The organism is Undibacterium sp. YM2 (genome assembly GCF_009937975.1).
Classification (GTDB): domain Bacteria; phylum Pseudomonadota; class Gammaproteobacteria; order Burkholderiales; family Burkholderiaceae_D; genus Undibacterium.
Genome location: NZ_AP018441.1, coordinates 1,515,429 through 1,540,746, shown reverse-complemented (window position 1 = coordinate 1,540,746; position 25,318 = coordinate 1,515,429). Strand labels below are relative to the sequence as shown.

The window sequence follows — 25,318 nt, the reverse complement described above, 5'->3', positions numbered from 1 at the left end:
TCAGGCAGCACAATAAAAAGCCACTCGCTTGAGTGGCTTTTTTGTATCATCAAATTATAAAATCAATTATAAAAACCATTGGAGCACTATACGTCATGAAATGCCCTTTTTGCCACAACGATGATACCCAGGTCATCGACACCCGTGTTTCAGAAGAAGGCAATGTCATACGCCGCCGCCGCCGCTGTGCCGACTGTGACAAGCGTTTTACCACCTATGAGCGTATAGAACTGGTGATGCCCGTCATCGTCAAGAAAAACGGCAGCCGCACAGAGTATGAAACCGCCAAACTGCGCGCCAGCCTGATGCTGGCATTGCGCAAGCGCCCGGTATCTGCCGAAGCTGTCGAGACAGCCATACAGAGAATAGAAGAAAAATTATTGTCCAGCGGAGAGCGCGAAGTCATGTCCGGCCACCTGGGTGAACTGGTCATGCGCGAATTGAAACGCCTCGACAAAATCGCCTACATCCGCTTCGCTTCTGTCTATAAAAGCTTTGAGGATGTATCCGAATTTGCCGAGGCGATACAAGAGGTCAGGAAGAGCTAAAGCTCCTCCCGGTTTTATTACTTGGTCCAGCAGGTATCTACAGATAAAGTATTGCCCACATTCGATCTTGCACCACTTTCATTGATCGCATAAGTGCCACAGCCATCTGCGGCCATCCTGCCACCAGCCCGCGGTACGGCACGAACGCTAAAAGTAGTCGCAGTTGGTGCTATCGTGAAACTGATGTCATAGTCAATATTACTACCCGTAGCACCTACCGGGCTCACCAGCATAGGCAGGGCAACCGGGGTGTTGTCGCGCATTTTGTCATAACGATCATTCGCAGTCATGAAGCTCTGCATGAATTGCGCATTTTGCGTTAGAACAGAACGCGCGTCCGCACGTCGGCTACGTCTGACATTATCGGTATATGCGGGGACAGAGATTGCCGCCAATATCCCCAAAATAACGACCACAATCAATATCTCTATCAGAGTAAAGCCAGCTTCCGATTTCTTAATTAACACTTGAGCACCTCTATGATTTTAATCAGTACGCAATATCTGTTTCCAGATACGTCTGGTCGGGTTGTAACTTGGAACAATAGCTGTGGCACGTGTTCCATTACCGGATAAACCCGCACCAGACGATTCCGGTTGATAAATAATTGCCGACGGACCATTTTTCAGCAACGTAGATCCAAAGGTCAGACCACCCTGCTTACCAGCAATAATCGCATCTGCAGAAGTCACTTTATTATCTCCAGTCGTATCAAACGTGGGGTAAGGGAAAACATTACCGTTGATGGCATTCAAAATAAATGTTGTTGACTTACCGTCTGAAGAACAAGTATCTACAGCACTGGCTGGAATAATAGTGGTGAACACTATCTCATCAAAGAATATTTGCGGATCTATGGTCAGACGTTCACCTGTACTCAAGTTCAAATCCATATACCAGCCACGTTTACTTGTCCAGTCAACCGTTTCATTACTAACCGCGTAAGCATTGGAACCAGACCAGCTCAAGGTTCGTTTTTGCAGTGCAGACTGACTACCTGAGATGGAGGTTGGAGAACTGACACTAGGTACGCCAGTTTGATCCCACACTCCATACAGAGATTGAACATCGGTATTCAAAGCATCTTCAGTTTCGTAAATTTTACCTGTGCCAAACAGCAGCATCATCCCACCTTTACTATGTGGAATCATATCAGGCTGGACTGTGATTGGCTGTGCGACTCCACCAATTTTTGCCTGAAATAAAGGTGAGCCAGAAAATGCAATCGTAGTGCCTGAACTCTTTACATCAAATTTCCACAAATTACCCAGCAAATCACCAGCAAAGATGGCTTTAATAGTTGCATCAGAGCCAACAATCAATTTTGGCGTAGCCAGTCCATTAGGTGTCGTCGCATTTCCCACACCAGTGTCTATTTTGGTAACCGCGCCGTCGGTAAGGCGAATGATGAACAGCTGCGCGCGCTTTGAAAAACTCTCGTAGCCATTCCCCAGGATAGCGACCCAGTCGCCATTTGGCATACGGCCAATTTGGGGAGTACCAATCGTATATCCCAACTCTGGTTGCGTTGTGGAATTAATTTCCCAAAGAATCTTGTCTGCTCCGAATGCAGGGAGTGTCGGCACAGTAATATCCATGGCGAAAACAGCTCTCCCACCAGCACCAGTCGTACCAACCAAAGCTGTCTTCCAACCATTATCATAGTAGTCGCCTACGTTGGGCGTACCATCGACAAAGAATCTGTGTCCATAAGTTGTACGTGACAACAATGGCAAATTGCTCATAACGGCTTTGGGAACATAAGCAAACTCCTCAACGCCTGTTGTGCCATTAATGGCATGTAACATACCATCGTTCGAACCTATGTACACCATGGGTGTGCGATTATATTTTGTCAGCAAATACCCCCCGTAACTACCTTTGCCAGGCGTGCTGGCTGGCAAATAACTATAGCCACTGTCCTCACCTTCTTTCACGTATTGTGGAGCCGAGTTCACAAAATCACCGAATGGTACTGTGCGTGGGCGAAGACGGTTCAAATCCGGCCCCCAATAATGTAATTGACTATATTCTCTCCAGTGACGGTTGTCGCAGGATAGGTACTAGCCTCAGTATCAAAATAGGGCTTATCTGTAGGAGCTAAATTAGAGTAATTAAAGACTCTACCTTTTATGGCCGGATCAATATAAGTAAATACTCTATTTTGTCTGGTTAAAAAATCAGGGACCGTCGCAGTCCAGCCAGTCCCTGTAATGACGCCGTTATCATCCAATAATCTTTGTACCAATTGACCTGACCAGTCAGACGTGCGGTAAGTCGAAGTAAAGATACTACTACCTGCACGCACGGTATTACTGGAAGTGCCAACAGCCGCAGCATCGCCGACACGCTCTGCTATCGTGTTCAAAGAAGAATCAAGTGCTGCTGCAAACTCCGTAGGATTGGATGCACTAAAGTACTTACCACGGGAATTAACAGCGGCATGCCACAAATCGTCAATCTGATTGGTGGAACCATCTGGCCAGACTTTGGCACCACTCGTCAAGGCAGGCAAATCAGTGCTTGGATCCAGCGTGCCTTTGACACCCAAACCCACTGTGAACTGCGTCAGATGTTGCCAAAAAGCTGGGTCAGCCGATGTGGTTGGTACATTTTTCTTCGCTGCTGGCCAATCTGGACGCAAATCATTTGCCCAATAATAAAAGGCTATATCTGCAAGCGTATTACTAAAAGTATCGGTGTAGGGTTTAGCGGGTGTGTATTGATAAGTTGATCCATCTGGCCGGGTGATTGTTGGGCCATTGGCACCATCATAGTTACCATTGCGCCCACCTCCTGCAGCCGTACCATTCCAATAGCCATCAGTCATTAAGATATTATAATTTTGGCGGCAAGTTAATTGCGTTGAGGCCAAACCGACACCAGAAGTCGTTTGCCATGGGCCAGTAATTGACGTGTCTTTGAAATATTGACCAACCTCATCAACAGCCTTGCGCAATGGAGTACCCGCAGCTGGCATTCTTTGCTTGTACAAAGTATTCAAGAAATTGGTTTTATTGGCGGCACTGAAGTCATTTGAGACCTTGTTAATGACAGTGCCATTGGTATTAATGGTACCAAATCCAACGCGGATCGTAGAATTTTGCTTGGAAAAAGCCTGGCCACTGCCGCCGCGCGCGGTCAGAATACGGGATCGGTGATATTGGAACCAGTTGGCAAAATTCTGCAGTTCTTCAGCTACTGTACAAGCGGAACCAACGCAGTCTGTGCGTGCTGCCGCCTTCGCAGGAAAAACTGTCCCTGTCTTGATTTCATAGCGATCGAAGCAAGCCAGCGTGGACTTGTTACATCCTGAGGTACCTTTATAGACATAATAAAGTGCAGGGAAAATCGTTCTGCCATTAGTGTTGTACGATTTAGCGTCATCAGCCAGCCATCCATAAGCGCCGTTGGCATAAGTCTGATTAACTGACAAATTAATTGCATTGGTATTTGTTCCACCACTAGGCGCAACAGGGTTATAGAGGGCTGACAGGGGTTGGCGGGCGCCATCAGGCCACCATTAGGGTCTGCCCAAGGCTGATACAAAATCTTGGGATCGTAGTACGCCTTGTTAATATCAGAAGAACGCCAGCGTGCAACAGTAATATTATGATTAAAACCTACAACGACAGCATTCGAGATACCATAATCGCCTGCGCCGCCGACGTTATACACATTGGCTGGCTTGGGAAATACATTGGTAACCCAGCAGGCTCCTCCAGTTTCGCAATAGTCGTCATAACCTGTGCCTGTAACATCCCCATTACCTGTCCGGGGAATATCATCTGGCATCATTTCCCACATCATTGAACCTGAATCATCCAAGGTATAAAAAATATTAGGTGGCACATTGGGCTTCACCAGTGGTGGAGCGGTTGATATTGTCGCGTATGCCAAGCTCGGTGCAATTAATTGCCCAAGCAAAGAGCCAATCAGACACACAGTTAGCGGTTTATTTATTTTCTTCATGGTCTTCCCCTGAATGTTCATTCTTCTGCTGCCGGTAGCCATTTACCATACCATTGGATTTATAGTGATCAAATCTATTGAGACTAAAACATCAATGTTTGGCAAAAGGGCCCGTTGAGTAAAATCGACACGATATGCATCACAAAATGTCGCTTATGTTGCTGAACCTATATATAAAGTCACTTGCAACCAGATCACTGAAAGGTTTGAACTCCCTTCCCCTCTGGCAGTAATCACATAGTTAGTCTGGTGACGAAGGTCATTGGCTCCCTCATTTGATGCACTATTTGAAAATGAGGCATTACTCCCAGGTATTGGTACGAACCATTCTTCAATCATGCACTCTGGCTGATTAGTCACATTTGGAACAGTGTTTGCCGGTAAACGATAACCTTTAGTCGCCCAGTTTGCCTTCGTTGCCCAGAGTACAGGGGGAGGGTTAAGGTTGCTGGCCTGTACATATAAATTGATGGGAATGTTATTCACAGTCCTGTCCAGGCCAGCTGGCAACACACCACCTTTATTGGTAAGCTCAAAATCTTTCTGACAATATCGCAAAGCAGTTTCTGCAGCTTGAAATGCGAGATTTTGCTCCCTGATACTGCGCGCAAATCGCTCTTCCTGAGTAGCACGTCTCACCGCTGTAATCGCCAGCATCGTCAGGACCAAAAGAAAAATCATGGAAGTAAGCATCACAAATCCGCGTTGCGATGAGTAATTTCTTATCATAAAGTTCTCCCATTCGTGCGGCCACGCAAAGAAATGACACTAGAAAAAGCCGCATATAATCTTTTGTCAGTTGCTGTGACAAGATTGCCGCTACAGTCACGATATTTTTGTGCTGTTGGCGTAATGTTATCGTTAGCAGATCGCATCACTAGACAAACCCTCGCAGAAAGTACTTTAAAGAAGCGGTTCGACATAAGTGTCCAGGTTTCAGCGGGGATCCTATCTGGATCCTTAACTTGATAATCTGGCATGGGTACCGTTGTTGCAGCATCTGTCAACTGCGCCGCAGTATAAAAACCATCAACAGATTGATTGTCATCCTGATCGTAACCATAGGTTACTTTCATATCAACAACGTTATCTGCAATAGGTTGTCCAGGTAAAATATTGGTTGCACCCGGTGCCGTGCCACCATTCCCTGCACAAAAGAGTTCCCTGCGTCCAGTTACAGGATTTACCTGAACATAAAAGCGATTTTCAACAATCGCAGGCACTGTTGTAACCGCCTGCCCCAAACAATCTGCCGGAACACCACCGCTGGAATTTGAATTGAGGCCATCAATCACATACCGGATCAGAAATGAGTCGGGGTTGGTACCACCGGCGCACACAGGGGGACGGCAGTAGCTGAAGAGAAGCCACCAGTACACCCTTCGATAGCCTGGCCTACCCCAGTAAAATTAGTCAAACCACCACCCGCAGCCGTAGAAGGCGCACCATTTATCAATTGTCCATATCCAGCCATTCTTAAATTGAATGCCAAAGTAGCCAAAGCCAGACGGCCATCTTCTTCCATGAGCGCTTTGTCATCGGTTACCCTGTACGTCTGTGTATTGGTCACATACAAAGTACTGACAGCCAGCATGATAATTAAACCAATTGCAAGGGAGATCATCAACTCCACCAAAGTCCGGCCTTGCTGATAGCGTAAATTCGTCATTTTCATATTTACCTCAGTTATGGCGAAAACCTGACAGTGAAACAACGCACACCTATACCAGGTGCCGGAGCGGTAGCCGTAGGGCATGCTGGGTCAACAATAGTCAGGTTAGCTTCCTTCCACATCACGATAACATCGTACCCTGTCGGTGCAACTGGGACGATATACCCCGCACCATCAGTCAGGCGATTTGATAAGCCTCTCAGCCAGTCATTGATATCGATGGCAGCAACCTCAGCAGGAGTGCAACGGGGACCGCCGCAAGTCGGCATGGCAGGCAAGCTTGCAACCGTCGTCGCATAGGCTGTCACGTAAGTGTATGACGTAGCGCCTGTGACAGAATCCCTAACACCCTGACCGTTTGCACGCATGCGCTCACTCAAATCATATGCGGCCTGAGTAGCCTCGGTGCGTTGATTGGCAACTTTTAAGTACCGCATCGTGTTTGCCTGCAAACTGGCGACGCCCAGCAAACCAATTGCAATGATAATGATCGTCACAACGATCTCCACCATCGACGCACCAGCCTGCTTTTTCAATTTATGTTGTTTCATGGCGCTCTCAATTCTCAATTACAGGCAGCGGTTTTTGAAACCAGTATCCGCCCCCAATGCCGACGCATACATACCGGTCACGGGTTGCATCTGGGTCATTACCTTTCACGTAAAATTGCACTGCCCCTCCCATATTTTGCCCTGTCGCATTAAAAGTCAGCGCCTGCACATTTGGATTTGGAACAACAGAGCCTTCGGTAAAAGCCCGCATGGTTGCAGGTTGAACGAACAACAAATCTTCACCAACATTAAATTGTCCGTCACTGTTTGCATCCTTGAAGGCAATCCAGCCACCTGCCCAGCCAGTATTGCCTAGTGCATTACTCGCCACAGCAGAACATGCCGGTATCGCAGCTTCTGGGTTATCGCTCTTACAGATCACTATGCCGCCCCCCCGCTCACGTGCAATAGTCTTTACCAGGAGCAAATCATGCAGTAGCGCATCTGTCGTAGTCCGCACACGACCACCACTCAGCGTATTCCTGAACTGGGGTACTGCAAATACTGAAATAATTCCGATAATGGCAACAACAATCATCACTTCAATGATTGTGTACCCACTTTGCCGCTCAGATCGGTTTTGATATTGACTGGTCATTTTTGTCACCTTAGTTTCAGACATGATATGCGTAATTGCATCCCGGAATCAAAAGCTAGTCGATTAACGGTATGCTTAAACTGATGAGTGGATATTAAAAATCGTATCCATCGTGCGAGAGGGATCAGTTTATACCACGCGAGTTCGTTTTTTGAGTTTTGACTTTAGATCACTAGTTTACGCGGTTACGACGTTATCATCTCAATCTTCTGCCTGAGCTACGGCGATGAGTTGATGGTTTCAGATTAATTTGTCACAACACATACTCAAAATACGCATAAATTAAGTGACTGGATAAGTACCTATCCCCAAGCGGACGCCTCTGTTAATCCAAGAACGCCACTGGGCTCCTGCCTGCGCAGGAGCGACGATGTTAAGTTTTCACGCTGAAATACGCGCATCCGAATGCAAAGATTTGAACTATCCAGCAAGTTGAGCAGCGATGCAGGCAGCCAGCCGTTCTGGTCATAAGAGAATTAGCCAGATTATCGTCGCTCCAGCGAAGGCTGGAGCCCAGTGTCGTTGGTTGACGGGCCGTGCGGTGAATAAGAAAGCGATTGAGCAATGAAGAAGCAGTGCGCACGGCGCACTCTATTGAGATGAATTGGATGCCAGTGCTTCAAGAATAAAATACAAAGTGCCTGAGTCACAGAGTAAAAACAGAGAAGTTCGCATGTTTTTGCTGTTCTTTTGCCGTTCTCGCCTTTCTCAGTGCCCCTCTGTGTCTCAGTGTCTCTGTGTTGAGAGGTCTTGACGTAGTTTTTGTTTGCTGCGACCCGGGATATTTCCGTTCGAGCAAAAGCAAAACCCCCACACAATTGCTTGAGTGGGGGTCTGCGGAATAAAAGCCTGACGATAACCTACTTTCACACTGGTTGCAGCACTATCATTGGCGCGTAATCGTTTCACGGTCCTGTTCGGGATGGGAAGGGGTGGTACCGATTAGCTATGGTCATCAGGCATAACTTGTTGATTCGTTGAGGGTCACGTTGTTTTGTGGCCTGCAACAAATCCAATTCAGAAGAAGTGTCGTAGAGTGTGCGATCTTATTCGCACTAATCAAGAATTACTTAATTTTCACAGTAAGCGAGACCATCGCTTACTGTGGTGGTTGTGACTGCTGTCGAACTTGCTCTCTGTTCTATTGATTTTCACAGAGGCACATTTCGCAAACACTTCACAATACTTGTCGTAGCCTATTACCTGCTAAGGTTATAGGGACAAGCCTTACGGGCAATTAGTACTGGTTAGCTTAATGCATTACTGCACTTCCACACCCAGCCTATCAACGTCCTGGTCTCGAACGACCCTTTAAAGAGATCAAGTCTCTGGGAAGTCTCATCTTAAGGCGAGTTTCCCGCTTAGATGCTTTCAGCGGTTATCTCTTCCGAACATAGCTACTCGGCAATGCCACTGGCGTGACAACCGATACACCAGAGGTTCGTCCACTCCGGTCCTCTCGTACTAGGAGCAGCCCCCTTCAAACTTCCAACGCCCACGGCAGATAGGGACCAAACTGTCTCACGACGTTTTAAACCCAGCTCACGTACCACTTTAAATGGCGAACAGCCATACCCTTGGGACCGGCTACAGCCCCAGGATGTGATGAGCCGACATCGAGGTGCCAAACTCCCCCGTCGATATGAACTCTTGGGAGGAATCAGCCTGTTATCCCCAGAGTACCTTTTATCCGTTGAGCGATGGCCCTTCCATACAGAACCACCGGATCACTATGTCCTACTTTCGTACCTGCTCGACTTGTCAGTCTCGCAGTTAAGCACGCTTATGCCATTGCACTATTAGCACGATGTCCGACCGTACCTAGCGTACCTTCGAACTCCTCCGTTACACTTTGGGAGGAGACCGCCCCAGTCAAACTGCCTACCATGCACTGTCCCCGACCCGGATAACGGGCCAAGGTTAGAACCTCAAATAAACCAGGGTGGTATTTCAAGGATGGCTCCACGCAAACTGGCGTCCACGCTTCAAAGCCTCCCACCTATCCTACACAGATCGATTCAAAGTCCAATGCAAAGCTACAGTAAAGGTTCATGGGGTCTTTCCGTCTAGCCGCGGGTAGATTGCATCATCACAAACATTTCAACTTCGCTGAGTCTCGGGAGGAGACAGTGTGGCCATCGTTACGCCATTCGTGCAGGTCGGAACTTACCCGACAAGGAATTTCGCTACCTTAGGACCGTTATAGTTACGGCCGCCGTTTACTGGGACTTCAATCAAGAGCTTGCACCCCATCATTTAATCTTCCAGCACCGGGCAGGCGTCACACCCTATACGTCCACTTTCGTGTTTGCAGAGTGCTGTGTTTTTATTAAACAGTCGCAGCCACCAGTTTATTGCAACCCCTTCGTCCTTCTGCCGCAGGGCAGTCAAACTACAAGGGCGTACCTTATCCCGAAGTTACGGTACCAATTTGCCGAGTTCCTTCTCCCGAGTTCTCTCAAGCGCCTTAGAATACTCATCTCGCCCACCTGTGTCGGTTTGCGGTACGGTCTCGTATGACTGAAGCTTAGAGGCTTTTCTTGGAACCACTTCCGATTGCTTCGTGAATAAATTCACTCGTCTCAACCCCTTGAATTACGCTGCCGGATTTGCCTAACAGCCTTCTCCAGGTTAAAAACCGACTATTCCAACAGTCGGACAACCTTCCGCGATCCGTCCCCCCATCGCATCATACGACGGTGCAGGAATATTAACCTGCTTCCCATCAGCTACGCATCTCTGCCTCGCCTTAGGGGCCGACTCACCCTGCTCCGATGAACGTTGAACAGGAAACCTTGGGCTTACGGCGTGGAGGCTTTTCACCCCCATTATCGCTACTCATGTCAGCATTCGCACTTCTGATACCTCCAGCAACCTTTACAAGTCACCTTCGCAGGCTTACAGAACGCTCTCCTACCATATCCTTACGGATATCCGCAGCTTCGGTGTATAGCTTAGCCCCGTTACATCTTCCGCGCAGGACGACTCGATCAGTGAGCTATTACGCTTTCTTTAAAGGGTGGCTGCTTCTAAGCCAACCTCCTGACTGTTTTAGCCTTCCCACTTCGTTTTCCACTTAGCTATACTTTGGGACCTTAGCTGGCGGTCTGGGTTGTTTCCCTCTTGACACCGGACGTTAGCACCCGATGTCTGTCTCCCAAGCTCGCACTCAACGGTATTCGGAGTTTGCAATGGTTTGGTAAGTCGCGATGACCCCCTAGCCATAACAGTGCTCTACCCCCGTCGGTGATACTTGAGGCACTACCTAAATAGTTTTCGGAGAGAACCAGCTATTTCCAAGTTTGTTTAGCCTTTCACCCCTACCCACAGCTCATCCCCTAATTTTTCAACATTAGTGGGTTCGGTCCTCCAGTGCGTGTTACCGCACCTTCAACCTGGCCATGAGTAGATCACTTGGTTTCGGGTCTACACCCAGCGACTGATTCGCCCTATTCGGACTCGATTTCTCTACGGCTTCCCTATGCGGTTAACCTTGCCACTGAATGTAAGTCGCTGACCCATTATACAAAAGGTACGCAGTCACGGAACAAGTCCGCTCCTACTGTTTGTATGCACACGGTTTCAGGTTCTATTTCACTCCCCTCCCGGGGTTCTTTTCGCCTTTCCCTCACGGTACTGGTTCACTATCGGTCGATATCGAGTATTTAGCCTTGGAGGATGGTCCCCCCATGTTCAGACAGGATTTCTCGTGTCCCGCCCTACTTGTCGCAAACTTAGTTCCACACCGATGATTTCATATACGGGGCTATCACCCTCTATGGCCGGACTTTCCATTCCGTTTTATTATCAAAGATGCTAAATCTTGCAGGCTCTTCCCATTTCGCTCGCCACTACTTTGGGAATCTCGGTTGATTTCTTTTCCTGTAGCTACTTAGATGTTTCAGTTCGCCACGTTCGCTTTGCAACCCTATGTATTCAGGTTGCAATGACCTTACGGCCGGGTTTCCCCATTCGGAAATCTGCGGATCAATGTGTGTTTGCTCACTCCCCGCAGCTTATCGCAAGCTACTACGTCCTTCATCGCCTGATATCGCCAAGGCATCCACCATGTGCACTTAGTCACTTGTCCCTATAACGTTAGCCTCTGGTGTCTGTCATTGAATCTCTTCAACTTCAGGTTCATCACCAAAAACCGGTTATAGTTCTTTACTACTTATGAGTATTACTTTAGCGTTTGCCGTATCTCAAGGAATTTGATATTTCTAAAACTTGTCTTTCGACAGCTTTTTCAAACTCGCTTTTAATACTATGTTTGTTCGATACAATCACAACCCTTCCATAATTTCCATCAACACTGTCATTACTGACTGCGCTGACTTCTCTTTACAGAAATAATTTTGATTATTTCTACTTTACTTCTTCTAAATTGTTAAAGAACGAGAACTACTTATTACTATGTCTTTCGCTTTGAAAGTACAAACCTAAATCTCAACGTTTTACTTTTTATCAGTACTTAACTACTTACTGATATTCGCTGACTTAGGTTTGCGATTTCTTGGTGGAGGATGACGGGATCGAACCGACGACCCCCTGCTTGCAAAGCAGGTGCTCTCCCAGCTGAGCTAATCCCCCATATTCAAATAAAAGCTTTATTCCACTTTTATTCAATCAACCTGGTGGGTCTGGTTGGGCTCGAACCAACGACCCCCGCGTTATCAACACGGTGCTCTAACCAACTGAGCTACAGACCCGCTACTGAACCTTCAGTCGCTGTCCGGTCATTGCTACCCCGACGCAAACCGTTCTCTGTTCATTATCATTAACAGTCAATAAGTGTGGACACTTAACTACGCGCTACTCTAGAAAGGAGGTGATCCAGCCGCACCTTCCGATACGGCTACCTTGTTACGACTTCACCCCAGTCACGAACCCTGCCGTGGTAATCGCCCTCCTTGCGGTTAAGCTAACTACTTCTGGCAGAACCCGCTCCCATGGTGTGACGGGCGGTGTGTACAAGACCCGGGAACGTATTCACCGCGACATGCTGATCCGCGATTACTAGCGATTCCAACTTCATGTAGTCGAGTTGCAGACTACAATCCGGACTACGATACACTTTCTGGGATTAGCTCCCCCTCGCGGGTTGGCGGCCCTCTGTATGTACCATTGTATGACGTGTGAAGCCCTACCCATAAGGGCCATGAGGACTTGACGTCATCCCCACCTTCCTCCGGTTTGTCACCGGCAGTCTCATTAGAGTGCCCTTTCGTAGCAACTAATGACAAGGGTTGCGCTCGTTGCGGGACTTAACCCAACATCTCACGACACGAGCTGACGACAGCCATGCAGCACCTGTGTAAAGGTTCTCTTTCGAGCACTCCCAAATCTCTTCGGGATTCCTTCCATGTCAAGGGTAGGTAAGGTTTTTCGCGTTGCATCGAATTAATCCACATCATCCACCGCTTGTGCGGGTCCCCGTCAATTCCTTTGAGTTTTAATCTTGCGACCGTACTCCCCAGGCGGTCTACTTCACGCGTTAGCTGCGTTACCAAGTCAATTAAGACCCGACAACTAGTAGACATCGTTTAGGGCGTGGACTACCAGGGTATCTAATCCTGTTTGCTCCCCACGCTTTCGTGCATGAGCGTCAGTGTTATCCCAGGGGGCTGCCTTCGCCATCGGTATTCCTCCACATATCTACGCATTTCACTGCTACACGTGGAATTCTACCCCCCTCTGACACACTCTAGCCTTACAGTCTCCAATGCAGTTCCCAGGTTGAGCCCGGGGATTTCACATCAGACTTATAAAACCGCCTGCGCACGCTTTACGCCCAGTAATTCCGATTAACGCTTGCACCCTACGTATTACCGCGGCTGCTGGCACGTAGTTAGCCGGTGCTTATTCTTCAGGTACCGTCATTAGCAGTCCGTATTAGGAACCACCGTTTCTTCCCTGACAAAAGAGCTTTACAACCCGAGGGCCTTCTTCACTCACGCGGCATTGCTGGATCAGGGTTGCCCCCATTGTCCAAAATTCCCCACTGCTGCCTCCCGTAGGAGTCTGGACCGTGTCTCAGTTCCAGTGTGGCTGGTCGTTCTCTCAAACCAGCTACTGATCGTCGCCTTGGTAGGCTTTTACCCTACCAACTAGCTAATCAGATATCGGCCACTCCATGAGCACGAGGTCTTGCGATCCCCCGCTTTCCACCTTAGTGCGTATGCGGTATTAGCGTAACTTTCGCTACGTTATCCCCCACTCTAGGGTATGTTCCGATATATTACTCACCCGTTCGCCACTCGCCGCCAGGTTACCCCGCGCTGCCGTTCGACTTGCATGTGTAAGGCATGCCGCCAGCGTTCAATCTGAGCCAGGATCAAACTCTTCAGTTTAATCTCTGTTTTTCGACAATTTCTTGTCTATGTCACATACGTGACATGTCGCTCACTCAAAATACTGACAGTTCAATGATCTATTACTAAATCATCGTCTTGCTTTGTTATTTCTTGTGAACACTTGCTATATTATTTAAGCATTCCAAACAACCTAAGTTGCTTGGTGCGCTTCACCAAGTGCCCACATTTATTGACTGTTAATTGTTAAAGAACCGAAATCTTTTCTACCCTGCCAGACCATCTTCTGATCCAGCTTTGCGTCGCAGCGTTGTGTGCGTCAGCAGCAGAGAAACGAGATTATGAAGCACTTTACTTTCGCTGTCAACACCTGCAACTCATTTCGTTTTGTTTCGTTCTTGCGAACTAGCTAAACCGTTGCAAACTATTCACAGCAACCAGATCTTTCCGCAGCCTTTACTTCTCCGCTCAATCTCCGGCTTTGCTTCATTTCTCACCCGCTCTTCAGCGGGAGGCGAACTATAGCAAACTTCCCCTCCCCTTTGCAAGCCTTTGGCGTAAATTATTTAGCCGTTTGTAGAAAGGCAGAAAGGCAAAATCAATAGGTGCGCTGCGCGCACCTATTATTTTTTTGAGGGGGGCGTATTGCTTCGTAATGCGCTTTACGGATTAGCACCGGACGACGCTGGGCTCCTGCATGCGCTGCGACGGGGCCGACGGGCGTCTACATTAATAGCATTTCGCTTGGCGACAACACAGGTCCAAGCTTACATACCAGGCCGATAACAGCTTTTCGTGCAGGGAAATCCTTATATCAAAGCACATGCAGGTAAAATAGCGAATTCATCAAACCACTAACAAGACATCTGCTTATGTATATACATATAAGCAGATCATTCGTCATTAGTGTTATCCGGACCGAATTTATGTTGCGCATTACCGATTTACAACTCCCGCTGGACCATGCAGAAGACGAGCTGAAAGCTGCCGTGCTGAAGGAATTAGGAATAACAGAAAAAGAACTGATTAATTTTACGGTATTCCGCCGTAGCTATGATGCGCGTAAAAAGACGGCGATCATTTTGATCTACACAATCGATGTAGAGACAACGAATGAAACTGCATTGCTGGCCAGCCACAGAAACCGCACGAAATTATCCGAGACGCCAGATACTTCCTATAAGTTTGTCACGCATGCGGATGGAAAGCAATTTAAACGCCCGGTCGTGATCGGCTTTGGGCCTTGTGGTTTGTTTGTTGCACTGCTGCTGGCGGAAATGGGGTTTAACCCTATCGTGCTGGAGCGTGGCAAGACTGTGCGTGAGCGCACCAAGGATACCTGGGGTCTGTGGCGCAAGCGTGAATTGAAGCCGGAATCAAATGTGCAGTTTGGGGAAGGTGGTGCAGGCACTTTTTCTGATGGCAAGCTATATAGTCAGATCAAGGACCCCAAGCACTATGGTCGTAAAGTATTGACGGAATTCGTCAAGGCCGGCGCGCCTGAAGAGATCATGTATGTCAGCAAGCCTCATATTGGCACCTTCCGTCTGGTGAAGATGATAGAAGAGATGCGCCATAATATAGAGGCACTCGGTGGCGAGATACGCTTCGAGCAAAAAGTGACGGACATCGATATCGTTGATGGCAAGGTTCAGGGCGTGCGACTGAATGACAATGAGTATATAGAAACTGCTCATGTGGTGCTGGCGATAGGGCATAGTGCGCGCGATACTTTCAAGATGATTGCTGATCGTGGCGTATATGTAGAAGCCAAACCGTTTTCCATAGGGTTCAGGGTGGAACATCCGCAATCTGTGATCGACAAAGCGCGCTTTGGTCCTAACGCAGGCAACAAGATATTGGGTGCGGCAGATTACAAGCTGGTGCATCACGCCAAAAATGGTCGCTCTGTGTATAGCTTCTGCATGTGTCCTGGTGGGACGGTAGTGGCAGCGACATCTGAACCTGGCCGTGTTGTGACGAATGGCATGAGCCAGTATTCTCGCAATGAACGCAATGCGAATTCAGCTATCGTGGTTGGCATTACACCTGCTGATTATCCTGGCAACCCATTAGCGGGCATTGATTTGCAAAGGGCGCTGGAAGAAAAGGCTTATGAGGTTGGTGGCGGCAACTACAATGCACCCGGCCAGTTGGTCGGTGACTTTTTGGCAGCCCGCCCATCTACAGCGCTGGGAACGGTAGAACCATCCTATAAGCCTGGTATTACCCTGTGCGATCTGGCGACAGTGTTGCCCGAATTTGCCATCACGGCCATACGTGAAGCCTTGCCGGAATTTGAGAAGAAAATCAAAGGCTTCGCCATGAAGGATGCGATTTTGACTGGCGTGGAAACGCGAACATCTTCCCCCATACGTATCAAGCGCAATGACGACGATTTGCAAAGCTTGAATACTCGCGGTCTGTATCCTGCGGGCGAAGGTGCAGGTTATGCCGGGGGGATATTGTCTGCTGCAGTTGATGGCATCAAAGTTGCTGAGGCAGTTGCTCTCGATATTCAGGCAAGCTTATAAAGCTGAGCTGACAGCACACATGAAAATGGCAAAAACCGCTATGGTTTTTGCCATTTTTTTCATGCGAACCTCAAACTATCCAAACTAACTCAACCCAGAAGGTCTTCCAGTCCGGCAGCCAACTCTGCCAGTGGCGGCATCTCGTCAAGGATAAGTTCTGACTTAATTCCCAGTTTCTTTGCCACATCTGCCGGGAAAGTGGCTTCGCGTTCTTCTTTGGAATAATGCCCCTCCTCACACCGGGCGCACCAGGACGCTATGTGTACGACTGCACCGATCTGATCGAACTCTGATTGTTGTAATGGTTCACCACAAGCTTTAATGGCAGTAGCAAAGGTGACAGGGAAACGCCAGCGTTTGGCCAACTCAACACCCACATCAAAGAAATCATAGCCAAAGGATGTGCGCTCCACATCTGCCCTGCGCGGGTCCAGCGGGCCAGCCGTTTTATCGACTTGCAGCATTTGCTCTGGCATGCCTGCATGCATGACCAGCTGGCCTATGGCATGCATCAACCCAACGGTAAAGGCAAAATCAGAATTGCAATGCGTTTTCTTTGCCAGCCATTTGGATACGACAGCAGTGTGCAGGCTATAGCGCCAGAATTGCTTCAGATCCACCCCGGGCATGGCTTTAAAGCCGCTGGTCAGGCCGCTGCTGACAACCAAAGTACGTACGGTCATAAAACCCAGCATCAGCACAGCGTCATCAACCGAGCCAACCGTTCTTGAAGCATGGTAATAGGAGGAATTGGCCAGGCGCAGCAGTTTTGCGCTGAGGACCTGGTCGGCAGACAGCTTGCGGGCAATCTCGTCTATGGAGACATCATCATTATTAAAACTGTCGATGACTTCCTGGACGACTTTGGGTATCGACGGCAAAGCATTTTGCTGCTGAAACAGATTCTCGATTTTCATAGGGCATCTCCTTTGGGGATGTAGATACAAGAGGTCTATGCCTCTTATTATTTCCGGAAATTGATACACCTTCAGCAAATTCCCTGAGCAAACAGGAAGAATGCGCATTGCTATCAAAAATCATACTCTGATATTGGTTTTTCAGAAATGCTTTTTTGCTGCATGCATCGCTTAACTCAAGATTGCTAACAATTGGGAGCGGCAAACAATATGTTGCATAGCACTTTTTACATGCGCACATGCAATTTGTTACTTTCCCGTCAGCTTACTTTTTGACTTGTTTCTTTACTTCACTTCAGAGGGTACATGGTGGTAAAGTAGTTTAGAGTAATGCAGGACAGGTTTTGAAACAGTACATCCAGTCAGAGCCAGCAGCCAGGAGACGCATCATGCAAAATGCCATAGAACTCGCAACACAAGTCGGTGAAGAACTCAAATCCAGAAAACTGATACTTAGCGTCGCCGAATCCTGCACAGGCGGCGGCGTTGCCCACGCCATTACAGAAATTGCCGGATCGTCGGAATGGTTTGATTGTGGCTTTGTGACTTATTCCAATTCGTCCAAGACCGAATTGCTCGACATACCCGCAGCGCTGATAGCCCAGCATGGTGCTGTCAGTGAAGAAATTGCTGCTGCCATGGCACAAGGTGCCCTTGCCAATTCCGAAGCGCACCTTTCCTTATCCACCACCGGCATTGCCGGGCCGACTGGAGCAGTCCCAGGCAAACCCGTAGGAACCATTTGCTTTGGTTGGATAGTCGGCGGTGTCCCTCATACCGAACGTTTGGTATTTGCCGGCGACAGAAAATCAGTCAGGGAACAGACTGTCGTTCATGCCCTGGATAAATTACTCAGGTATATCAAGGAGTTATAAAATTGCTGACTGCATCATCGGCAATTGCAAATTCGCTCCAGCATCAGTCATCAGGTTTACATGCCCAGGCAGGTCGCCTGCACGTATTGCTGGTAGATGATGATGCCGGAATTGCAGAATTGCTCAGCAACTACCTCGGGAAATTTGATATAAGCTGCGTCGCCGTGCAAGATGGTCTGGCAATGCGCGCGGCGCTGCAGTCCCACAATTTCGATGTAATTTTGCTGGACTTGATGCTGCCTGGCGAAGACGGTTTGAGCCTGCTGCGCCAGCTACGCCGCCATGCCAGTACGCCAGTCATCATGCTGACTGCCCGCGGTGAATTTGCAGACAAGATACAAGGCCTGGAATCAGGCGCTGACGACTACCTGATCAAGCCCATCGATACCCGTGAACTGGTCGCGCGCATACAAAGCGTCAGCAGACGTGCGCATACCTCGGCAAAGCAAACGCAAGAAGCCACGGAGAACAAGGCAACAGAAATACGCTTTGATGCCTGGGTATTGAATTTGCCTACACGGCAATTATGTAGCCCGGATAAACTGATTATTCCACTATCAAATGCAGAATTCAGGCTTTTGCTTGCCTTTCTTAAAAGACCGGGGCAGATACTCAGCCGCGACCAACTGATCGATTTTGCGCACAATAAATCGACTGAAGTCTTTGACAGAAGCATAGACTTACTGGTGTCGCGCCTGCGCCAAAAACTGGGCGATGACTCTCGTCACCCTGCCCTATTAAAAACCATACGTGGCGAAGGCTATCTGTTTAACGCCAGCGTGCCATGAACAAGCTGTTGCGCGATACCATCTTCAGCCGTCTGTTTGGCTTGGCCATGGCTGCGGTGGTCGTGAGCCACATCATCACCTTTATCCTGCTATTTGTTTTTCTGGGAGATCACCGTCCACCGCCCCCTCCGGCGCATCTGCCACAACATCACCCGCACGGCATCTTGCATGGCCCGTTCCTGGGTTTTTGCCTGAGCATGGCCATACAATTGCTGTTACTGGCAGTGGCGGCCTGGGCAGGCTCGCGCAGTCTGGCACGCCCCATGCAACTACTGGCAGAAGCGGCAGGCAAGCTGGGCAAGCATAAAGAACCTTTGGCGATTCCAGAGACAGGGCCAGCAGAGGCACGCCAGAGTGCCCGGGTCTTTAATCAGATGCAAGAACGTCTGTTCCAGCAAATGGAAGAGCGGGAGCGTTTTCTGGCAGCCGTTTCCCACGATTTGCGCACGCCATTGACGCGCATGAAGCTACGTATAGAACAACTACACAATGAGGCAAGTGAAAAACTGCTCGACGATATAGAAGAGATGCGCCTGATGCTGGACGCGACTTTGGATTACCTGCGTGGCAGCGAGGAATCACCGCAAATGCTGGACATCACGTCGCTGGTAGCTGCGATTGTCGATAATATGCAGGAAGAAGGCAAAGCTGTCAGCATGCATGGAGAAGCCCGCCCTTTGATGGCCCTGCCAAATGAATTGAGACGCTGCATCAGCAATTTGCTGGAAAACGCGATTGCTTATGGCAAGACTGCACAAATCAGTTTGCATGATAGCCAGCATGAATTGTTCATCATTATTGAGGATGAGGGTCCTGGTATACCTGAAGCAGAGCTGGAAAAGGTATTCGCCCCGTTCGTCCGCCTGGCTGTTTCCAGAAATAGAAATACTGGTGGTGTTGGCCTGGGGCTCAGCATTGCCAGGGAAATCGCCAGACGCCACCAGGCCAGCCTGATACTAAAAAACCGCCCAGGCAATCAAGGCTTGATGGTGGAATTACGCCTGCCAAGGAACTGAACTCCTCTTTGTGTCAAAGCCGATACAAAGCAGACACAAGCAGGCAACATGTGGATGCGACACTTCAGATCACGACAACGCATGACTGAAGGAGAGCACAATGAGCAGCATCAGTGGAGTGAGTGGAAGTTCCGGCAGTTATTTCCCGCAAACTGGCCGCCCCCAAAGACAGGAACGTGATACCAGCAAGATAGCGGAAAGTGTTTTTTCCAAGCTTGATACCAAGAATCAGGGCTATCTTGAAGTCTCGGATCTGGAAAGTGCATTTGGCAATATCGCATCATCGTCATCCACCAACACCGCCAGCACTAGCGGCATTGACAGCAGCACAAGTTCTGCCAATGCCAGCGGCAATAGCGCCAGCATCAATGACTTGTTCAAAAAACTCGATAGTGATGGCGATGGCAAGGTCACCAAAAGCGAGTTTAGCGATGGCATCAAAAAACTCGGCGATGCCCTGGAAACACAATTCAATGCCAGACGCACGCGTGGCGCAGAGGGATCGAGACCGCCTCCACCTCCGGCACCAGGAGGTGGTGAAGGTGGCGATCAGGGTCTGGATAAAACCCAGTTGACGGATTTATCGACAGAAGTGGGCAAAACCAATAGCAGTGCCGGTGCGGCGCTGAGCAAGGTGGCACAGAACTTTGACGCTGCCGATACCAATCAGGATGGCAAGGTCAGTCTGCAAGAAACCTTGGCCTACCTGGAAAAAGCCAGTACTGCACAGACGGGCAACACGTCCACAACGACCAGTGCGAGCGCTACTACCAGTACAAGCAGTTCCAGCACAAGCAGCAGTTCTGGCAGCACTGGCAGCGCATCGGATGGAACGACCAGTTCGGTGACAGGTAACAGCAGTACGAATACCGACGCCGCACTGTTCAAAAAAGCGCTACAGTTATTGCGTGCGTACAGCTCACCATCAACCAGCGCCAGTAATCAAAGTATATCCGTCAGCGCATAAAGACAAAAGCACATGTAGTGGACTGTCGCAGTGGAATTGAGAGTGAAGGACATGTGCCCGGCGCATCAGGGCAAGGCAAGGGTTGAATAAATGAACACAGCAATAGCGGGGCTATCGCGAGTACTTGCAACGCTGCCATGATCATCGCGCACATGGCGGGCACTCCGATTTCCAATGTGACAGTCCACTAGATCATGTGCCTTGCCGTTTTCCTGATTCGGGGAGCTCTCAGTAATTATTGCTCCCGGTTCTGCATCAATAATTCATTGATAAGCACAGACTCTATCTTGTCTGTCTGCAAAGCAGAGTTCAAACCAGATTTAAGTTGCGCCCTGACCGTGTCAAATCCTTCTTCACTATGTAAATCGTCAGGATCAATTTTGGCGAATTCGATTTGAAATATATTCGTTAATACTTTCTTGTTTTCAAATAGCCATTCCTTATCCTCAGTGCGGACTTGTATCGTCACTTGCATACGCACCACCTGCCCGTTCAGGTTTGCGACTTGCTGCGGCAAGACAAAATAACTTAAGCCAGCTGCATTGCTGGTGGCGCTACGGATATAGAAAAAGATTGCCAGCAAGCATGCAAAGCCAAGCATGACGATGATAGCCGCATAAATACCGAAACGATCTTTGGTTACTCCCGGGTTTTTCACTGTTTTTTTGGCAAGTGCTGGTGTGCGGGGCTTGGATGCAGGTGCTGAATTGGGTATAGGGCTGGCGCTGCCTTTAGGTGCTGGGCCTTTCGCCTGAGCGGCGGACGTCCCTACTCCCATATCAAAATCCAGCGCAGGATCTGTTTTGTTGGGCTCACTTCCATCTATCGCTTCAAAATCCAGCTGAGCACTAAGCAGGCTGGCCTTTGACCTATCTTTAGACATAACTACCTCTTATAGCTTGCACATGTCCAGATATTCGAAACATCGGCAGTGCATTTAATTTCCTTGCGGAAATTTTAAAGTATGGAAAGCATAGCCCATATTTTACCCAAATTCATCAAATTGCCAGGGATGGTGACGAAAAAAACCCTAGTCTCATTTTTGTTTTTATGCTATCTGGATGATTGATCTTGACCATACCCTGGCATCCCTTGCCATCCCCGACATATTGCTCAAGTAGCGGAATTTAAATGCTTCGTTACAAACTAAGAGTGTATATCAGCAGCCAATTTCGCTATCATGGCGGCATTCCCCCGCACTACCTGGACAGGCATGACCAATCCTACAACTCCCAAAATCAGAAATACCAGCATAGACAATATCAAGGCCGTCTTGATTTTTTTAGTCGTGTTTGGCCATCTGATAGAAATTTACGTGGGCGAGGATCATGTTTTGCGTTCTATCTGGATTTTTGTTTACTCCTTCCACATGCCCATGTTTGCCCTGATGTCTGGCATGTTTTCCAAGGCTAGCTGGGATGATAAAAATGCCACTCAACTGATCTCTACCGTGCTGGTACCGTTGATAGGCTTTGAAATCATTTATGAAGCGACCGAATTTGCCCTGAAAGGCACGGCCAGTGTCTATGCCGGGCTGGTCGCACCTTACTGGATGCTATGGTATTTACTGAGTCTGTTGTGCTGGCGCCTGCTGTTGCCTTTGTTTTCGCGCATGCAATTTGGGGTCATGCTGGCATTGGCCCTGTCGCTGGCTGGCAGCTACTCTGAACATGCGGGCTATTTCCTTGGTATTTCACGTACCCTGATCTTCTTCCCTTACTTCTTGTTAGGCTGGAAGCTCGGTCCTGACATATTCAATGTCAAAAAGAAGGAGAGATTGCTGGTCAGTGCAGTCGTCGTCGTGGCAGCGCTCATTGCAGCCTTCATGCTTAAGAGTGATTTTGACTACCGCTGGTTCTATGGCAGTTACTCATTGCACAGGCTGGAAATGGCCAACCTTACTGGTAGCATGTATCAGTTATTGCAGTATGCCGCATCAACAGTAATCGGATTGTCCGTCCTGTATTTGCTGGCGCAAAAAGACCTGCGTATGGCACAGATAGGTAAACGTTCTATTTATGTTCTGGTGTGGCATGGGATGGCATTAATCATATTACAAGAAACTGGTGTATTGCGCGCCATTTTCAAGCATGAAAATACTGTAGCCCTGGCGGTTTCAGTTCTGGTTTCCATGGCTATCACATGGGTATGTGCGCATGAAAAAACTGAAGCCCTCACCAAGCGTCTGATCCTTGATCCGCTCGCATGGCTGCTGATCCCTCAAACGGTCAGCAAGCCAGCAGGACTGGTCATAGACGCTCAGGATGTCCAGAAAAATCCTGTACAGCAAGAACCTTGAATCTGCACTGATATACGAATCCGGGTCAGCGCCTTACTTGCTCAGTCCTGAGTTTTCGTCTGTATTTTGCCTTCGTCAAACTGCTGAGGATTCTTGCCTGAGATGCCACAGTAGAACTCACGTATCTGCGCCATATCTGCTTCAATATCACCACTCACCGCGAACATCTTGCCTATACCACCTGCCTTGCGCTTAAAATCAAGATAACCAAGTGCAATCGGCACACCGGCACCAAGTGCGATGTAGTAAAACCCGGTTTTCCAATGAGTGACCTTGCCCCTGGTACCTTCGGGCGGGACAATGACTGTCAATCTTTGATTGGCATGGAAGGCATCTACCGTACCCTGCACCAAGTTGCCAGATTTACTACGATCGACCGGAATACCGCCCAGCCAGCGCATGACATGCCCAAATACAGGTGGAAACAAGCTGGACTTACCCATCCAGTAGACGCGCAGACGCAAGGCAAAACACACCATCAGAGTTACTGGGAAATCCCAGTTGCTGGTATGCGGGGCGGCGATCAGGACATATTTTTGTTCGGCAGGAACAATACCCTCGACCTTCCAGCCAGCCAGTTTAAGCCCGATAATGGACAACCAGCGCATGAAGGTATTAATGATGGGAGTTTCAAAAATGGTAAGATGCATGCCGTAAGTCTTTGATAAGAAAAGAGAATTCTGCCTTCTCTTCAAGCAAGCGGCATTATAGTGAGCAGTGGCAACTAAGGGGAATAAAAATCAGCTTTTTTTAGATTAATTAACGAAAGCGATGTCACAACAGGCTATCAAGTCTTGACCCAATTCACAATGTGTTCCCATTGCGGCAAGTCTTTTTCCACCCTGGATGGCGCGACATCCCACAAGGTGGCGCCATGGGCCGCCAGTTGTATATAGTTTTGTGTATCCCGCAAAAACCCCAGAACGGGCAAACCCAGTTGGCCTACGTAATGCTCAAGCTGCTCGGCTGCCTTGCTGCGGGTATTTACGCGCATACCCAGAATGCCTATCTGGTAACCATTTTTTTTATGCTGGGACAGGCTTTTCAGGAATTCTTCCGTTGCCAGGATGTCAAAAATCGATGCCTGCAAGGGTACGATGATCTTGTCTGCGGACTTCAGCACCATATCGAGCTTGCTTCCCGTCAGGCCTGCAGGAGTATCCAGTACGACATGGGTAGTACCTTTTGGCGGTTTTAATATATGGCCATCTGCAATATCCCAGGGCTGGATTTGCGGCAAATTTTGTGGCCGCAATGTCAGCCATGTGCGGGAAGACTGCTGCACATCAGTATCCCCCAGCATGACTTTATGACCATGCGCAGCAAAATAGCCAGCCAGGTTGGTAGCCACCGTGCTTTTACCGACGCCCCCTTTGGGATTGACAATTGCAATGACAGGCATGTCCGCTCCTTTTGACAGTGTAAGAACTACAGCATCTGATCAGATTATCCATATTCACCGGAAGATAGCAAGACTTCATCTGATCCAGGGCATACATAAAACCACCTGACGCCTGTCAACACCGTCAAAAAGTTCAGGCAGGCACCAGTAAAGCCAGATGTTCAGGAGTCAGATAACACCACTCACCCTCTTCCAGCTCCAGCGATTCCAGTGTCAATTTGCCTATAGCAGTACGCTGCAAGGCGGCGCAATGATTGCCTGCGGCGGCCAGCATGCGCTTGACCTGGTGGTACTTGCCCTGCTCCAGCACGATTTCGAGCAGATGTTCCCCCAACTTCTGGCAATGTACGGCAGCCAGTGGAGCAGGCTCATCATGCAGTTTCACACCTTGCAATAATAAGCTCACCAGCTCCTCGGTCACCGGCTCAGCCGTTGTTGCCTGATACACTTTGGGTACGTGGCGCTTGGGTGAAGATTGCGCATGGATAAACGGGCCATCGTCTGACATCAGCAACATGCCAGTCGTATCATGGTCAAGCCGCCCCACAGGCTGCACGTCACGCCAGCTGAATTGTTCGGGCAAGAGTGTCAATACGCCGGGATGGTGGCTGGGCTTGCGTGAGCATTCAAAGTTTGCCGGTTTGTTGAGGACGATATACACGCGCTCGCGGTATTCCCAGTCTTCTTCAAAGATATGAAATTGCAGGCCCTGGGTTTCAAAACTGGTCTTGACGTTGCGTATCACTTCGCCATTGATGGAGACTTCACCATCTTCCACCAGATCGCGGCAATATTTTCGGGTTCCAAATCCTTGTGATTGCAGGATTTTATCTAAGCTTAATTTTGTCATGCCGCGACTTTATCA

At 48.7% G+C, this 25,318-nt stretch carries 20 protein-coding genes, 2 tRNA genes and 3 rRNA genes; 7 read left to right on the top strand and 18 right to left on the bottom strand.

Features of this window, described 5'->3' with window-relative positions; translation table 11 throughout:
* The first annotated feature begins 95 nt into the window (after positions 1-95).
* Positions 96-548, top strand: coding sequence for a transcriptional regulator NrdR (gene nrdR, locus UNDYM_RS06850; RefSeq protein ID WP_110257305.1), 453 nt, complete (start codon positions 96-98; stop codon positions 546-548).
* Between the two features lie 17 nt (positions 549-565).
* Here nrdR and UNDYM_RS06845 read toward each other — a convergent pair whose 3' ends face one another.
* From UNDYM_RS06845 to UNDYM_RS06785, 13 genes are all read right to left on the bottom strand, one after another.
* On the bottom strand, positions 566-1,015 hold the full coding sequence (locus tag UNDYM_RS06845; RefSeq protein WP_162040376.1) for a type IV pilin protein: 450 nt from the start codon (positions 1,013-1,015) through the stop codon (positions 566-568).
* 18 nt (positions 1,016-1,033) lie between these two features.
* Positions 1,034-2,548: a pilus assembly protein gene (locus UNDYM_RS06840; RefSeq protein WP_162040375.1), complete on the bottom strand. Its 1,515-nt coding sequence runs from the start codon at positions 2,546-2,548 to the stop codon at positions 1,034-1,036.
* Entirely contained in the window at positions 2,545-3,984 is a 1,440-nt protein-coding gene (locus UNDYM_RS06835) for a hypothetical protein (RefSeq protein ID WP_162040374.1), read from the bottom strand. The genes UNDYM_RS06840 and UNDYM_RS06835 overlap by 4 nt, the downstream gene beginning before the upstream one ends.
* Before the next feature lie 689 nt (positions 3,985-4,673).
* On the bottom strand, positions 4,674-5,249 hold the full coding sequence (locus tag UNDYM_RS06830; RefSeq protein WP_162040373.1) for a PilX N-terminal domain-containing pilus assembly protein: 576 nt from the start codon (positions 5,247-5,249) through the stop codon (positions 4,674-4,676).
* Positions 5,246-5,815 carry a PilW family protein gene (locus tag UNDYM_RS06825; RefSeq protein ID WP_162040372.1) on the bottom strand — a complete coding sequence of 190 codons (570 nt, stop codon included), beginning with the start codon at positions 5,813-5,815 and terminating at the stop codon, positions 5,246-5,248. The genes UNDYM_RS06830 and UNDYM_RS06825 overlap by 4 nt, the downstream gene beginning before the upstream one ends.
* Positions 5,816-5,823: 8 nt before the next feature.
* Positions 5,824-6,195: a PilW family protein gene (locus tag UNDYM_RS06820; RefSeq protein ID WP_162040371.1), complete on the bottom strand. Its 372-nt coding sequence runs from the start codon at positions 6,193-6,195 to the stop codon at positions 5,824-5,826.
* Between the two features lie 11 nt (positions 6,196-6,206).
* Positions 6,207-6,743, bottom strand: a complete 537-nt coding sequence (pilV, locus tag UNDYM_RS06815; protein WP_162040370.1) for a type IV pilus modification protein PilV — start codon at positions 6,741-6,743, stop codon at positions 6,207-6,209.
* Between the two features lie 7 nt (positions 6,744-6,750).
* The gene (locus UNDYM_RS06810; RefSeq protein ID WP_162040369.1) at positions 6,751-7,365 is read right to left on the bottom strand and encodes a GspH/FimT family pseudopilin; all 615 of its coding nucleotides are present in this window, start codon (positions 7,363-7,365) and stop codon (positions 6,751-6,753) included.
* Between the two features lie 823 nt (positions 7,366-8,188).
* Positions 8,189-8,301 (bottom strand): 5S ribosomal RNA (gene rrf / locus UNDYM_RS06805).
* Positions 8,302-8,557: 256 nt separating this feature from the next.
* Positions 8,558-11,431 (bottom strand): 23S ribosomal RNA (locus UNDYM_RS06800).
* Positions 11,432-11,858: 427 nt separating this feature from the next.
* Positions 11,859-11,934 (bottom strand) — tRNA-Ala (locus UNDYM_RS06795).
* Positions 11,935-11,976: 42 nt separating this feature from the next.
* Positions 11,977-12,053 (bottom strand) — tRNA-Ile (locus UNDYM_RS06790).
* Between the two features lie 112 nt (positions 12,054-12,165).
* A 16S ribosomal RNA gene (locus UNDYM_RS06785) occupies positions 12,166-13,694 on the bottom strand.
* The 16S, 23S and 5S rRNA genes sit together here with 2 tRNA genes alongside, the layout of an rRNA operon.
* 887 nt (positions 13,695-14,581) lie before the next feature.
* Between UNDYM_RS06785 and UNDYM_RS06780 the strand changes: the two genes are divergently transcribed.
* The gene (locus UNDYM_RS06780; RefSeq protein ID WP_162040368.1) at positions 14,582-16,189 is read left to right on the top strand and encodes an NAD(P)/FAD-dependent oxidoreductase; all 1,608 of its coding nucleotides are present in this window, start codon (positions 14,582-14,584) and stop codon (positions 16,187-16,189) included.
* Between the two features lie 89 nt (positions 16,190-16,278).
* On the opposite strand, the gene UNDYM_RS06775 is transcribed toward UNDYM_RS06780, so the two are convergent.
* Positions 16,279-17,106, bottom strand: a complete 828-nt coding sequence (locus tag UNDYM_RS06775) for an HDOD domain-containing protein (RefSeq protein WP_162040367.1) — start codon at positions 17,104-17,106, stop codon at positions 16,279-16,281.
* Between the two features lie 389 nt (positions 17,107-17,495).
* Between UNDYM_RS06775 and UNDYM_RS06770 the strand changes: the two genes are divergently transcribed.
* The 4 genes from UNDYM_RS06770 (at position 17,496) to UNDYM_RS06755 (ending at position 20,752) form a co-directional block, all read left to right on the top strand.
* Complete coding sequence (locus UNDYM_RS06770) at positions 17,496-17,981, top strand: CinA family protein (RefSeq protein ID WP_162040366.1); 486 nt, start codon at positions 17,496-17,498, stop codon at positions 17,979-17,981.
* A gap of 2 nt (positions 17,982-17,983) precedes the next feature.
* A complete protein-coding gene (locus tag UNDYM_RS06765; protein WP_304941428.1) occupies positions 17,984-18,769 on the top strand; it encodes a response regulator in 786 nt (261 codons plus the stop codon).
* Entirely contained in the window at positions 18,766-19,785 is a 1,020-nt protein-coding gene (locus UNDYM_RS06760; RefSeq protein WP_162040365.1) for an ATP-binding protein, read from the top strand. Before UNDYM_RS06765 ends, UNDYM_RS06760 begins: the two co-directional genes overlap by 4 nt.
* Positions 19,786-19,885: 100 nt before the next feature.
* Positions 19,886-20,752 carry an EF-hand domain-containing protein gene (locus UNDYM_RS06755; RefSeq protein WP_162040364.1) on the top strand — a complete coding sequence of 289 codons (867 nt, stop codon included), beginning with the start codon at positions 19,886-19,888 and terminating at the stop codon, positions 20,750-20,752.
* A 235-nt stretch (positions 20,753-20,987) separates the two neighbouring features.
* On the opposite strand, the gene fliL is transcribed toward UNDYM_RS06755, so the two are convergent.
* The gene (gene fliL, locus UNDYM_RS06750; protein ID WP_162040363.1) at positions 20,988-21,635 is read right to left on the bottom strand and encodes a flagellar basal body-associated protein FliL; all 648 of its coding nucleotides are present in this window, start codon (positions 21,633-21,635) and stop codon (positions 20,988-20,990) included.
* Positions 21,636-21,965: 330 nt separating this feature from the next.
* Between fliL and UNDYM_RS06745 the strand changes: the two genes are divergently transcribed.
* Complete coding sequence (locus tag UNDYM_RS06745; RefSeq protein WP_162040362.1) at positions 21,966-23,051, top strand: acyltransferase family protein; 1,086 nt, start codon at positions 21,966-21,968, stop codon at positions 23,049-23,051.
* Between the two features lie 41 nt (positions 23,052-23,092).
* On the opposite strand, the gene UNDYM_RS06740 is transcribed toward UNDYM_RS06745, so the two are convergent.
* The 3 genes from UNDYM_RS06740 to UNDYM_RS06730 all read right to left on the bottom strand — a co-directional run bounded on the left by UNDYM_RS06740 (position 23,093) and on the right by UNDYM_RS06730 (position 25,303).
* On the bottom strand, positions 23,093-23,701 hold the full coding sequence (locus tag UNDYM_RS06740; RefSeq protein WP_162040361.1) for a lysophospholipid acyltransferase family protein: 609 nt from the start codon (positions 23,699-23,701) through the stop codon (positions 23,093-23,095).
* A gap of 137 nt (positions 23,702-23,838) precedes the next feature.
* The gene (locus UNDYM_RS06735) at positions 23,839-24,453 is read right to left on the bottom strand and encodes a ParA family protein (RefSeq protein ID WP_162040360.1); all 615 of its coding nucleotides are present in this window, start codon (positions 24,451-24,453) and stop codon (positions 23,839-23,841) included.
* A gap of 133 nt (positions 24,454-24,586) precedes the next feature.
* On the bottom strand, positions 24,587-25,303 hold the full coding sequence (locus UNDYM_RS06730) for a pseudouridine synthase (RefSeq protein ID WP_162040359.1): 717 nt from the start codon (positions 25,301-25,303) through the stop codon (positions 24,587-24,589).
* Positions 25,304-25,318 lie beyond the last annotated feature (15 nt).

Bases quoted from the DNA above. Each gene is read 5' to 3' on its own strand.
- UNDYM_RS06735 (WP_162040360.1), bottom strand. From the start codon at position 24,453: ATGCCTGTCATTGCAATTGTCAATCCCAAAGGGGGCGTCGGTAAAAGC.
- UNDYM_RS06745 (WP_162040362.1), top strand. From the start codon at position 21,966: ATGACCAATCCTACAACTCCCAAAATCAGAAATACCAGCATAGACAAT.
- UNDYM_RS06780 (WP_162040368.1), top strand. From the start codon at position 14,582: ATGTTGCGCATTACCGATTTACAACTCCCGCTGGACCATGCAGAAGAC.
- pilV (WP_162040370.1), bottom strand. From the start codon at position 6,743: ATGAAACAACATAAATTGAAAAAGCAGGCTGGTGCGTCGATGGTGGAG.
- fliL (WP_162040363.1), bottom strand. From the start codon at position 21,635: ATGTCTAAAGATAGGTCAAAGGCCAGCCTGCTTAGTGCTCAGCTGGAT.
- UNDYM_RS06830 (WP_162040373.1), bottom strand. From the start codon at position 5,249: ATGATAAGAAATTACTCATCGCAACGCGGATTTGTGATGCTTACTTCC.
- UNDYM_RS06730 (WP_162040359.1), bottom strand. From the start codon at position 25,303: ATGACAAAATTAAGCTTAGATAAAATCCTGCAATCACAAGGATTTGGA.
- UNDYM_RS06740 (WP_162040361.1), bottom strand. From the start codon at position 23,701: ATGCATCTTACCATTTTTGAAACTCCCATCATTAATACCTTCATGCGC.
- nrdR (WP_110257305.1), top strand. From the start codon at position 96: ATGAAATGCCCTTTTTGCCACAACGATGATACCCAGGTCATCGACACC.
- UNDYM_RS06760 (WP_162040365.1), top strand. From the start codon at position 18,766: ATGAACAAGCTGTTGCGCGATACCATCTTCAGCCGTCTGTTTGGCTTG.
- UNDYM_RS06755 (WP_162040364.1), top strand. From the start codon at position 19,886: ATGAGCAGCATCAGTGGAGTGAGTGGAAGTTCCGGCAGTTATTTCCCG.
- UNDYM_RS06770 (WP_162040366.1), top strand. From the start codon at position 17,496: ATGCAAAATGCCATAGAACTCGCAACACAAGTCGGTGAAGAACTCAAA.
- UNDYM_RS06810 (WP_162040369.1), bottom strand. From the start codon at position 7,365: ATGTCTGAAACTAAGGTGACAAAAATGACCAGTCAATATCAAAACCGA.
- UNDYM_RS06820 (WP_162040371.1), bottom strand. From the start codon at position 6,195: ATGAAAATGACGAATTTACGCTATCAGCAAGGCCGGACTTTGGTGGAG.
- UNDYM_RS06775 (WP_162040367.1), bottom strand. From the start codon at position 17,106: ATGAAAATCGAGAATCTGTTTCAGCAGCAAAATGCTTTGCCGTCGATA.